The following is a 12663-nucleotide window of genomic DNA, read 5'->3' on the forward strand; positions in this document are numbered from 1 at the left end:
AATGAATATTTTAAATTGAATAATTTTCTAAATACATTCTTGTCTCCCTAAACGTAATCACAGGCGTTACCTTCTTCAAAGTCTCAGGATTGACAATTTCTTCTATATGCAAGCCAGCCAATAGGTTAGGCTTCACCCACTCGTTGTTCCAGAGTTCCACGTTTTTATCCCCTGCAACGACACGGCACAATCTCATCTTATATGGTGATGTGCCATTTTCCTTGTCTTGCTGATATGTTATATTCTGAAGCCAAAGCTGGTTATAGTCGGAATTGGGTTGATTGCAGAGCTTGGAATAAACGAGATTGATGATAGTACTTTTCTCCTTTTCATCTTTTAAGGAATCTACCATTCTACTAAGCACACGTAAGGCATAATGGCAACAACCTATATTTTCTAAAGCTATTTGGGCACATACTGCCGACATAGCTCGGATGCTGCCTCCTACAAGACGGCGTTGCTTCATGACTTTTTCGGTCTTCTGTTCTTCACCTTCAAGAAGAGGTATAGTTATTATTGTCTCTTCATAAGGTTTAAGCCAATCTATTATACGCTTATCTATATCCGAAAGCATCATCTTAATGGAACCACTATCTTGATATTGGCGAGCGAACATCAAAATGTAGAGCAGATACTTTTCGAAACTATCAAAATCACAACCCTTCTTATTAATTACAGGTGTATTGTAGATATATGCAAGTTTATCGGATTTGATAGCATCAGTAACAATACTCTCGCTAATCTTAGTCTTCTTGCTATTCATGCGGAAGTTCAAACCCTCCAATACGTGTTGAAGTATGTAAGAAATCTTTTCGAGTTCATCCTTGTCGTTGCAGAATATGCGGTAGTCATCACGATAGCGTATTATTTCGTACGAAGAAATGATGCCTTTCCTTTGTATTGCTTCATGTAGCAATAAATCAGAATAGCCAAGAATAATTTCACTTATAAAATCAAATATTGCACATCCCTGAGGGATACCGATGTTGCGCCCTTGCTGAAAAGCGCGAAGATACTTTTGAATATTCTTAGCAATCGGATTTTCTGTTTTCTGCTCATGCTCTGTATCTTTGAATGAGAATGCCCAATCAAATGCTTGCGGATTTACCGAGCCGTAGCAGTTTGTTATGTCTGTAACAAACATATAACGGTATTCGAGAGATAGTTCAATACTCCGTTGTTCCATAGAACTCCACCAATTAAGAATGGTGGTAGATTTATGAAATGATTCCCTATCCTTTGGAATAACAGGTAAAGCACATGATGTAATATGCGGAACCAGGAATCTCTCAAAAAGTTTCGTTATCAATGTCCAAGACTTCTCATTGCATATTTCTCTTACAAGGAAACAGTATAAGAATGGATTCGCCAGAATAATAGGACGAACTGCATATCTACCATCCTTATTGAGTAAGATGTCCAAATTCACTCCAGAAAGATTCTCTGGTGATAACCCCTCCTGTAAACATTCCTCGTATGTTTTATCTCCAACAGCTTCTTTTACATTCTGTAGAAGTTCATCAAACACAAAATACTCAGGGAGTTCAAATCCATGATATTGTTCTGATTTCAAAAAGAAATCCATTGCCTCCTTATGATTAAGGCTAAGTATATTTTTCGTTTTTTCATCCATTGATATTGTAATGAATTAATATTCAACATACAATTTTACGGCATTCTTCGGTATGTAAGCTGTTGCCACAAAGCATTCGTCAAATATTTCAACAACCACCCTCTGTTGTCCTGCAATCCTTGCCACTCTGCCATGAATATCTTTGAATTCACCTTCTGTCACTACGACCTCATCACCCAATTTAAACTTGATAATACCAGTTGTTACAGGAATTATATGCGAATTCTTAATGGATGTGAGTTTGATGAAGTTGCTCATCGCATTATCTCGGATGGTGAGTGGAGGATTGTAATCAGGATTGTCTGGACAATGAATTGTGTGATCAAAGTAATAGCTGAGCAAGGCTCTGCTTTCATTTGCAACAACCCTATTGTCGTGAAGCAAGGTTTCTACTTGTTCTGCTGTAGCATAAACAAAGAGGAATGAGGAGAGTAGAGGCTCTGTAATGATTCTCTTCTTCCCATGCTTCCTTACCTCTTTATATCGCAAAGGAACATAGCATTCCAATCCTTTAGCTTCAATAAATGCTTTTGCCTTGATGATTCGCCCATACGAAACTCGTAGCACGAACCATTGCTTGTTTGCATCAAGCACGTTCTCTACCGACACCCCATCCTTGTTATTTTGGATGGAGGGCGTACAAGAGGTAAGTCTTGCACTTGGACACGATGAACCTGTGTCAGTAGGTTGCCCATTATACAATGAAGCATCAGCCATAAGAGGCTGATTGGCAGAATCTTCCATTTTCGTTAAAGAATTAGATAAAACCAGTTGGTCTTTACTTTATAGAATTGCCGTTATTTAACTACAAAAATAATAAAATTAAATTAGACCAAAGAAGAAAATAAGAAAAAAGTAGAGATAACCAAATAATTTAACGTTTGTTTATGGTTCAAATAATTACATCTAATAAAACCCTGCTGGGGCAAAGCAGAAACAGATACTGCAATCGCCCTAGTCGTTATTCTTTCGATTTTTACCGATTTGTTGTTGGGAACACAACTTATAAAACAACGAAACTGGTTCATTTCATTTTACAAGATAACACCAGCTACAACGGCATTTATATCTGTGCCCCCTCTTTGCCTATGTCATCAAGAACCTGGGAGTAACATTGCTTGGTTCTGAAAAAGTCATTAAGAATCGCAGCAAGATAGGCTTTTGTATTTGGAATGTTGTGCATTAGCAAACATTGCAACTTAGACAGAATATAATAAGACTTTTCTTCCTCATACGACATATACAAGACCGTATTATGCCCTAATTGATTAGTACGATTAACTGCCTTTTTCATATTCTCTACATCTTGGATATTCTCCGAATCCACCATATCCCAATGAAGATCCCAAATTGTAATAAAGGCTGATTCGTTTGATGCCTCTATCATAAACTTCTCATTTTGATACGTGAAGTAAATGTCATCATGCTCTATACGAACTTCACAATTAAGCTGCCGGAGCAACTCAAGACACAAGTCTCTAGTACCAATATTCTCATTGCTATCATTAGATGGCGAGATAGAATTAACGATCTCATCCATCTCTTTTTCTGCTCTTTTCTGGCGGATGTAATACATTAAACTTATGCCAATCAATACTGAAATAATTGGTAACACCATAATTATAATCTTTTTAAATTAATACTTTATGAGATGGCAAAGTTAGTTCTTTTTTTGCAAATAGATGTACAAACTCGGGAAAAACTTATCTCCACAAGCCTTGTGGAGCCTAAACATTTGTAACATCTACCACCATTTATTATTTTTGCAGCCAAAATAACAATAAAAATAATAGGAATATGGAAAGACTCTTTTTTTTCGTGATTGCCGTTGCGTTAGCATTCGGCGTTGGTTGCCTGGGAAGAAACAGAAAGATTGGTTTCGGATGGGCTTTTGGTATCTCACTCATCAATGTGGTGATTGGTCTCATTGTCGTATTATGCTCCAAGAAGAAAACGCCAAATGAGCTTGAAAAGAAGAACTAAGTTGAAGATTTGGGGATGGGCATGTATTCTGATTGGAGTAATTGGCTTTATCAGTATCATTATGCGTGGCAACCCAAACCTCGGACCGAGCGTTTGGGTTGCCATAGGAGTTTATTTGTTATCCAAGAAGAATACCTAAGAAAATTCACTTCCACTCCACAAGTTTTCTATCCAATGGTATCTTCTTGGGTTCGCCACGATTGCCATCAATGAAATAACTCCCGGCTAGACTTTCATCAAACTGGAGAGTGAAGGCTTGGCGGATACGGGCACATTTCTCATTGATAGAATTAGACAATGGATTCGTCAGGGCTTCGATGCTCTGGCGAATCTTCTCTTCTGAAAGATGTGCCCCGTTGTTGTTCGATTTCTTGCGAATATCCACATAGATATCATATAGCTCTTCCCTATAATCCGACAGACATTTGAAAAGGATTCCCTCCTCATGACGCAAAAAGAGAATATACACCGCCTTTACCAATGGCTCCATCTTAATAGTCATATCATGATAGTCGGGCAGTATGATATCGTAATTCTCCATGATGACCATTCTACTCAGATTCTTGGGTGGAAAGAGATACTGCTTCAGCACCCAATCGCTTACCCCACCAAGGCGTAAGTCCTGTACCTGTCGGTACACCTCCTTCATCTTCTGCCTGATATCATAGCTGAATGTTTCATCTGCCGGAATCGGTGTCGGATCAAATATACTGTATGGAAAATCATCGACAGAGCTGAACATCACTTTGCAATCCGGCAACTTATCATACGCAGCCTGCATCAATGGCATAAAATCCTCATCTTCCTCTATAGACAAAGAATAGGAATTGACATAATATATGCCATCCTCCTCATGGTCTAGCTGTAAGATGCTAGGATGTAATTTCTCCTTATTCTTTTCTTCTACCAATTGCGACAACAGCAAATCGGAAGGAACAGAGATGTTCAAATCCTCTTTATTCATCGCAGGATAGCTGTAGAGAGCTGTCTTCCTGATATGAGGACCCAGAAATGGAAAATAATTAAAATGAATTGACTTGCTGATAAACAAGTTGTTGATATCCAGGAGATGGTTGATGATGGAAAGGTTCAACTTTTCATCATACCCATTCTCTACAAAGAATATCTCGCCATGTAGGCGTGTTGGGAAGTCGCGAAACTTCAATACCTTTTTTCTTCCAATCTTTCCGGTCATTGCTTATCACTTGTTATATGGTTGATTACAGTATTGTACATGTCAGAGCTATCTTCTTCTGCATTTATCGAATAGCTAAATACTGAACATGGCAAAAAGACAAAAAAAAGACTCACCCTGAGCGCGCTGTTCTAAAGGGAAGCGGGGTGAGTATGTTGCTACAAAGGTACAAATGTTATTCGAAACAACAAAACTTTTAGCTAAAAAGTTTCGAAAAAAGTTATGTGAGGGGACACTATCGTAAAAAGGAAGGTATCTGCGGAACATGATTCTTCCAACAAAAGGGATGAGGCTATAATGATATTTAGAAAGAAGTACGCAAGCGATAAAGAACCAATAAATATACGCACGTATAAATCTTTTTTCTTCGAAAAAAGTATCAAAGTCTCATTTTTGGGTATAAAATAAGACTTATATCTTTAATACACAACACCTTAACATAAATGAGACTTCTCTGAAAATGCAGATAGAAGTATCATCGAAGTATCATAAATTAGGGAGAAGTATCATGATTTCTTGCTTGCATCGAAAAAAAATGCTTTATGAAGTGATAATAATACCGTTTGCAAGGCAATAAACAGGATGTATTTGCGTTTAGTAAAACAGAATGTTTTATTCTTAATACTTAAGAAACATGGATGAAAAGGAATTACTGAAAAAGGCTTTTGAGTACGGAAACGTACCTAGCAACATCACCTACTGTTTCACCGAACCATGTCCGATGAAAAACAAATGTATCCACTATCTATCCGGTCTCTACAAAAACGAGAAGACAGATAGAGGGGATGCCATTTTCCCAAATGCCCTGAAAAACGGAGAATGCAAGTACTTCGCACCGCTGCGTGTCGTGAAAATGGCATGGGGATTCGACCATCTCTTTACCGAAATGAAAGTGAAAGACGCTCCTGCACTGCGCGCCGAAATGAGAGACTACCTCGGTAGCAAAGGACAATACTACCGTTACAAACTGGGACAACTGAAACTCCTGCCGGAACAACAGGCATATATCAAACAGCTCTTCGCCAGATACGGATATAAAGATGTTGAATTCGACCATTTCTCAGAAGAGATTGATTTCACTAAAAGCTAATCTTTTTCTCTGCCCTCCAGATGTTCCAGCCATGCCATTTAAACGGTCCCACAGAGAACACGTGACGGGCTACCAGAGAACAAGTGACGGGCAGCCATTGCCCGTACAATGGGAAACGAGTGCCCAATTTACCAACCAAACTTTGGGCAACACTGATAAGATTTTATAGTTTATAGTTGACAGTTTATGGTTAACAGTTAACAAACAAACATTCTAATCAATATATTCAATGAAGGTAACAATCGTTCATACAAACAACAAGAAGCAGCTCCTCGTCAGCACCAAGACGATGGAGAAGTTGCTGGAGCGCATCGCTAAGGATGACAGCAAGAATACTGTTACCCATTTCCGTGAATATGTGCCCCATATGGAAAACAACTACGAGTATTACAAGGATATGCCAACATGGATGCACATCTACCCCGCTGCTGAATTCGCCAAAGACGAAAACAACAACCTGAAGATGAAGGCGTGCAATGGTATCCTGCTGCTGAAATTCGGAAACATCACAGATGCAGACGGCGTGGAGGGCGTGAAGCGCTCGGTTGCCATGCTGCCTTCTACCTTTGCTGCGTTGGAAGGTGCTGATGGTAAGTCGGTTATCGTATTGGTGAAATTCAGCAATGAAGATGACTTGCTGCCTGCTGAGGAGGCGGATGCCGAACGACTGTACCGCATCGCTTACCAGCAGATTCTGCCTGTATATCAGGCGATTGCCAAGGCTTCGGTGCTCACAGACGGACCGAAACCTTCTATAGAAGCGGGCGCAAACCTGTCTTTTGAGCCTTCGATGCACAACAGTTTTATGATGACGCTCGATGCGAAACCTTATTTCAACAGTAAGGCGGTGGCGATGAAAATTGACAGCAACATGCACCCTCAGAACCAAGCTTTCAACACGGAAGATAATCAGCAGATGAATCTTGGCTCCGATACTTCGGAAGAAGAAAAGAAAGTTGACAAGAATAGCGTTCGCGAGAATATCATGAGCATGATGCAGCTGCTGAAAAGCAAATATAACTTCAGATACAACACGGTGATGAAATTCGTGGAATACATGCCGAAAGAGAAAGGCTGGTATGGTTTCCAGCCCGTAGATCCGAGAGTGCAGAAGCGCATGACGCTGGAGGTGCAGCTCGCTGATATCCGGGTGAGCATCAAGGATGTCAGGAATTTTCTAGAGTCTGATTACATCAAGAATTATAATCCGATAGATGAATATCTCTTCCAATGCTACGACAAATGGGACGGGAAGGACCATATACGTGCCTTGGCTCGTACGGTTCCTACCAACAATCCTTACTGGGCAGACTGGTTCTACACCTGGTTTCTGGGCATGGTTGACCAGTGGCGCGGCTTTACCCATCGCCAGTATGGCAACTCGGTGGCTCCGCTTCTGATTTCCAAGCAGGGTTACAACAAGAGTACTTTCTGTCGCCGGCTGTTACCGCCGGAACTGCAGTGGGGATATAACGATAATCTGATTCTGTCAGAAAAACGTCAGGTTTATCAGGCGATGGCGCAGTTTATGGTTATCAATCTCGATGAGTTCAACCAGATTTCTCCACAGATGCAGCAGGGATTCCTGAAGAACCTCATCCAGTTGCCTACGCTGAAATACAAGCCTCCGTATGGTAGTCATGTCATGGAATTTCCTCGTCTCGCCTCGTTCATCGCCACGAGCAACATCACGGATATTCTCACCGATCCATCCGGCAACCGAAGATTCATCGGTGTGGAACTGACGGGACCGATCGATGTGAGTGTGCGTCCGAACTATCAGCAACTTTTCGCCCAGGCGCTGACTGCTTTGCACAATGGCGAGAAGAGTTATTTTGATGCAGAACAGGTGAAGTTGATCATGAAGAACAACTGCCAGTTTGAGGTGGCTGAGCCGATAGACCAGTATTTCCAGCTCTATTTTGATTTGATTGAGAATGAGAAAGAGGGTGAATATCTGACTGCCGCCGAGATTTTCGACTATCTGAAAAAGCAGATAGGTTCATCGCTCAAGGTGAACAGTTTGATGGGATTCGGCAGAAAACTGGCGAATATGAGTGAGTTAAAACATAAGAGATTTGCAGATGGGATGAAGTATCTTGTAAAGAAAAAGTGAAATAATGATACTTCTATGATACTTTAATGATACTTTAATGAGACTTCTCGGCACCAAAACCGAGAAGCCTCATTCTCTTTATCTTATTATCTATCAAGTCTTTAAGTCAATATTTTCAATAGAAAATGAGACTTTGAGACTTTTTTCTCAAAAAAAACTTTTCCACGTAAGAGAAAACTATTATCCTTTAGATAGCATAAAGGAAGGTGCGGATGAACCAGTAGCAAACGATACCTGCAATGTAACCTACGAAAGCAATCCAGGAGATGTGCTTCATATACCAGCCGAAGGTAATCTTCTCCAAGCCCATTACTACCACACCAGCGGCACTACCGATAATCAGCATAGAACCACCGACACCGGCACAGTAGGCGAGCAACTGCCAGAAGACGCCATCCACAGCCATATCACCAGCGGCTGCCACAGGATACATTCCCATACATCCGGCTACCAGAGGCACATTATCAACAATACTTGAAAGCACACCGATGATACCAGTTACGAGGTAGTGGTTGCCATCGAATACGACGTTCAAGCCCTGACCCAAAGCAGTCAATACGCCAATCTCAGCCAGGCAGGATACTGCCATCAGGATACCGAGGAAGAAGAGGATAGTACTCATATCAACACGAGAAAGCAACTTGGTTACTCGCTTCTGAGTGCCCTCGGCATCAGCTCCACGATGCAAACCGCGATAGAAAACTTCGGTAGCAGTCCAGAGAACGCCCAATACCAGAAGGATTCCTACGAATGGAGGCAAGTGGGTGATACTCTTGAAGATAGGAACGAAGATCAAACCGCCTACTCCCAACCAGAACACTGCCTTGCGCTGACCTTCGGTGAAATCGCTGACCGATGCATTCTGCTGGGCAGAAACCTCAGGCATCACGAGTTCGCCCTTCAACATGGTCTGAAGGATGAGGGCTGGAATCACCATGGAAACCACAGACGGGATGAAGATTTCGGCGATAACGCCGGCAGCAGTAATTAATCCCTTGTTCCAGAGCATGATGGTGGTAACATCGCCGATTGGTGAGAAAGCACCACCCGAATTGGCTGCGATGATGACGAGGGATGCATAAACCATGCGGTCCTTGTGGTCGGTAACGAGCTTTCGGAGAATCATGATCATCACGATACTGGTGGTCAGATTGTCGAGGATGGCAGAGAGGAAGAAGGTAAGGATAGCGATACGCCAGAGGAGCGCACGCTTCGACTTGGTTTTCATCACCTTGCGAACCCAGTTGAATCCGCCGTTCTGGTCAACGATTTCCACGATGGTCATCGCACCCATCAGGAAGAAGAGTGTTGTGGCAGTATCGCCCAGATGTTCCTGGATGATTCCGGTCACCTTCTCCACCATTCCAGCAGCGCCGCCTGTATAATCAGGGTGCATCAACTGGAGATACTGCATTGGATCCATCATGTAGAGGGTCCAACAACCTACCAACATCAACAGGGCTATCGCAGCCTTGTTTACCTTAGTCAAGCTTTCGGTAGCTATGAGTGCATAGCCGAGCACGAAAACGACAATAATAGAAATTGTAAGTGTAGTCATTACTTTTTATTTATTATTAGATATTCTTTTTTCCTTTATGTATGATTTGGTACTCACAATTGCCAAACGGCTGCAAAGATACAAAAAGAAAAGCAATAACCACACGATTCCTTATTATAATTGTATGTAATCGTTTACTTACTTACGGTTTTAACCTAATAATAACAGATTTTCTTTGCGCATCTAACTGATTATTCTTACTTTTGCACATCATTAAGTATTCTTTTTAAAGCATCATCAATATGAAACATCATCATTATATGAAATATCTGTTTGTGCTTCTCCTCTTCCTTCCTACCAGTCTTATGGCACAGAACAAGGAAGAGAAGATGCCTGGACATATCACAAAAATACTGAAACTGGAGGATGTGAACGTAACCGGGAACCGTCCTCACTTCATCAGACTTAAGGGATATTATCGCAGTTACCAGACCAACGACTCTGTAATGAAATACTTCAACGACGGCATCGTGGAGTATTACATCAACCTGAAGAATGGAAAGACGGATCTCAATGCCTATTCCAAAAGAAATCTTCACAACAGCCGACTCGTTTCCGAAGACAAAAAGCGAGCATTCATGGTCAGCGACAAAGGAACCTTCCGACCTTGGCCGGAAGAGAAGACACTTATTGAGCAATATCGAAAGAAATATCAGCTGAAAGATTCACTGGGCTCCCAACTCGTCCTGCTCAATCAGCAGACGATAGGCAGTATTCAAACGGACAGCAGCCGGAACATCTGTCAGATAGAAATCAACCACCTTCCTACCTACAAGAATCTGACACACCAGCTTTTCGGTTATACCCAGACAGATATCTACGACCATGTGGTAGAAACCTACCAGATAAGTCCTGAAGATTACTATTCCTTCAAGGACCTGCTCTTCCAAAAAACTGACAACAGCTATCTTTTCTCTCATAAGAAAGACAAGCAGCAGCAACTCATCCATGTGATTACCGAATTATATATCACGGAAAAGGAGTATGTAGAAAAGAAGCAATCCATCAAACCGGATTCTTCTACTCCCAAAGAATCAGCTGCCGCCATTACCGATTTCTGCATCAGAAACAAGATACCTTCCTTGCCTGAAGCAACAGAGCAGGAGATGCAGCAGTTGACTCCCTATAATCCTGCAAACATGAAAGAGATAAAGGAGTAAGGAAACTATACAAAAAAATCCGAAACAGATAGCTGACAACGCTTCTGTTTCGGATTATCTTTTCGTATTCTTTCTTATTCTTCCTTAAAATCCATGCGGATTCTGATATTTAATAAAGCTAGCAATAATCATGTTCACAGGTTACTTAGCCACCTTGAATACGGCGGCACTAATGCCTGAAGCCTTGATAGCATCGGTCTTCTTGCCTGATTTATATACAACCTTGCCTGTAGAAAGAACAGAAACTGCCTTGCCACCTACAGAGCTGATGTTGAGAGAGGCAGCCTTGGCACCAGGATTCACGACAACAACATACTTCTCATCACCCAAAGTGCGCTCATATACCATCGGATATTCCTGACCCTTCTGGTTCAGGAGCTTCCAATCTCCCTCATTGTCAAGAGCCTTGGCTGAATGACGCAAAGCGGTCAGCTTACGGGTATATGACAACAGAGAATTCTGATCTCCCTGCTGAGCCTCAACGGTCAACTTTCCGTTTTCCGTATCTACAGGGAAGTAAAGCTTATCAGGCGCACTCGTTGAGAAGCCGGCATTCTTGCCCTTGGTCCACTGCATCGGAGTACGGGTACCAGAGCGCTCATTGCTACCCTCCTTGTTAGGGAGATTCATCTGATACTTCATACCAATCTCATCACCATAATAGATAAATGGAACACCTGGCATGGTGAGGAAGAAGGTCATCGCCACCTTCAGCTGGTCTGGCGTGTTGCGGGTACCGATATTAGGACGCTGGTAATCGTGGTTGGCAGATGGAACAGCGATGTAGCCGAGATTCTTGGTGGCATTATATGCCTTGGTATAGTTCTCGCTAAATTCCTTAAGCGAACCCTTGCCCTGCTTGTCGAAATAGCAGTTCTTATAGCTCTGCTCCCACTTGCCCCATGGAGTCTTGCGGTCGAAGAACAGAGAGGCATAGCCCTTAAGACCGAAATGGATGTAGAAATCGATGTTGAAACCGGCAGGAATGGCTTGCTGCGGATTAGCCCACTCTGAAATCAGGACGGTCTCAGGATAGTACTTGTCCTTCCATGCACGCATCTCATTCCAGAGTTTGGAAACCTCCTTCTTGTCAGGGTCGTTCTTGATGAGCGATGACGCCATATCAACACGGAATCCATCCACACCCTTATCAAACCAGAAAGCCATGATGTTACGTATCTCCCTGCGAACAGCCTGTGGTCCAGGCGCATCTACGCTCTGCTCCCAAGGATGATTTGGGTCTGGATGAGCAAAGCCATAATTCAAGGCTGGCTGGCACTCGAAGAAATTCTTCTCATAATACTTGGCACGAGGAGCATTCGCCTCCACATATCTGCCTCGGGTACTAGACTCCGGACTTGCCTCCTGATGACGGGCTTCTATTTCTTTCTTCTCGCTCTCAGGAATATCGTTCATCCAGATATAATAGTCGCTGTAACGCTGGTTAGGATCTTTCTCGGAAGACTCCTTAAACCAAACACACTTGGTACTGGAATGTCCTGCCACCAGGTCGAGACAAACTTTCATGCCACGCTTATGGGCCTCATTGACCAATGTAACCAAATCAGTATTGGTACCGAATCGAGGATCCACCTTGTAGAAATCGATGACATCATAGCCACCATCAAACCATCCCGACTCAAAGATCGGATTGAGCCAGAGGGCGTTCACACCCAGCGACTTGATGTAATCCAACTTGGAAGTGATACCCGGCAGGTCACCAATACCATTGCCATCAGTATCCATATAGGAAGATGGATAAATCTGATAGAAAAGTGCATCACTCAACCAAGCCGGTCCCTTCTTCTGTTCTGCCTGAGCAGAAAGTGTGGTTGCCGCCAAGGCAGCAACCAACAACATTTTATTCATTCTTTTCATGAGCATCATTATTAATTCAAGAATAATTTCTTTCATAACAACTTAAAATC

At 42.2% G+C, this 12663-nt stretch carries 10 protein-coding genes; 4 read left to right on the plus strand and 6 right to left on the minus strand.

The window, feature by feature from the left end:
• Positions 1-10: 10 nt before the first annotated feature.
• The 3 genes from KUA48_RS06940 to KUA48_RS06950 all read right to left on the minus strand — a co-directional run bounded on the left by KUA48_RS06940 (position 11) and on the right by KUA48_RS06950 (position 3251).
• Positions 11-1633, minus strand: coding sequence for an RNA-directed DNA polymerase (locus KUA48_RS06940; RefSeq protein ID WP_218432106.1), 1623 nt, complete (start codon positions 1631-1633; stop codon positions 11-13).
• A 15-nt stretch (positions 1634-1648) separates the two neighbouring features.
• Positions 1649-2377 (minus strand): UpxY family transcription antiterminator, encoded by a 729-nt coding sequence (locus KUA48_RS06945; protein ID WP_218432108.1) that lies wholly within the window; start codon positions 2375-2377, stop codon positions 1649-1651.
• Between the two features lie 319 nt (positions 2378-2696).
• Positions 2697-3251 carry a hypothetical protein gene (locus KUA48_RS06950; protein WP_218432110.1) on the minus strand — a complete coding sequence of 185 codons (555 nt, stop codon included), beginning with the start codon at positions 3249-3251 and terminating at the stop codon, positions 2697-2699.
• Positions 3252-3430: 179 nt separating this feature from the next.
• On the opposite strand from KUA48_RS06950, the gene KUA48_RS06955 reads away from it, so the two are divergent.
• Positions 3431-3616: a hypothetical protein gene (locus KUA48_RS06955; RefSeq protein ID WP_117586369.1), complete on the plus strand. Its 186-nt coding sequence runs from the start codon at positions 3431-3433 to the stop codon at positions 3614-3616.
• 145 nt (positions 3617-3761) lie between these two features.
• Here the strand turns inward: KUA48_RS06955 and KUA48_RS06960 are convergent, their stop codons facing one another.
• Entirely contained in the window at positions 3762-4811 is a 1050-nt protein-coding gene (locus tag KUA48_RS06960) for a hypothetical protein (protein ID WP_218432112.1), read from the minus strand.
• A 634-nt stretch (positions 4812-5445) separates the two neighbouring features.
• Here KUA48_RS06960 and KUA48_RS06965 point away from each other — a divergent pair.
• Together KUA48_RS06965 and KUA48_RS06970 are read left to right on the plus strand one after the other, a co-directional pair.
• The gene (locus KUA48_RS06965) at positions 5446-5901 is read left to right on the plus strand and encodes a DUF6078 family protein (protein WP_218432114.1); all 456 of its coding nucleotides are present in this window, start codon (positions 5446-5448) and stop codon (positions 5899-5901) included.
• A gap of 229 nt (positions 5902-6130) precedes the next feature.
• The gene (locus tag KUA48_RS06970) at positions 6131-8017 is read left to right on the plus strand and encodes a VapE domain-containing protein (protein WP_218432116.1); all 1887 of its coding nucleotides are present in this window, start codon (positions 6131-6133) and stop codon (positions 8015-8017) included.
• A 187-nt stretch (positions 8018-8204) separates the two neighbouring features.
• Here KUA48_RS06970 and nhaD read toward each other — a convergent pair whose 3' ends face one another.
• Positions 8205-9575, minus strand: a complete 1371-nt coding sequence (gene nhaD, locus KUA48_RS06975) for a sodium:proton antiporter NhaD (RefSeq protein WP_118254326.1) — start codon at positions 9573-9575, stop codon at positions 8205-8207.
• Between the two features lie 242 nt (positions 9576-9817).
• On the opposite strand from nhaD, the gene KUA48_RS06980 reads away from it, so the two are divergent.
• A complete protein-coding gene (locus KUA48_RS06980) occupies positions 9818-10735 on the plus strand; it encodes a hypothetical protein (protein ID WP_218432118.1) in 918 nt (305 codons plus the stop codon).
• 141 nt (positions 10736-10876) lie between these two features.
• On the opposite strand, the gene KUA48_RS06985 is transcribed toward KUA48_RS06980, so the two are convergent.
• Positions 10877-12604 (minus strand): alpha-amylase family glycosyl hydrolase, encoded by a 1728-nt coding sequence (locus KUA48_RS06985; protein WP_118254357.1) that lies wholly within the window; start codon positions 12602-12604, stop codon positions 10877-10879.
• Between the last annotated feature and the right edge of the window lie 59 nt (positions 12605-12663).

The organism is Segatella copri (assembly GCF_019249795.2).
In the GTDB taxonomy this organism is placed as follows: domain Bacteria; phylum Bacteroidota; class Bacteroidia; order Bacteroidales; family Bacteroidaceae; genus Prevotella; species Prevotella copri_B.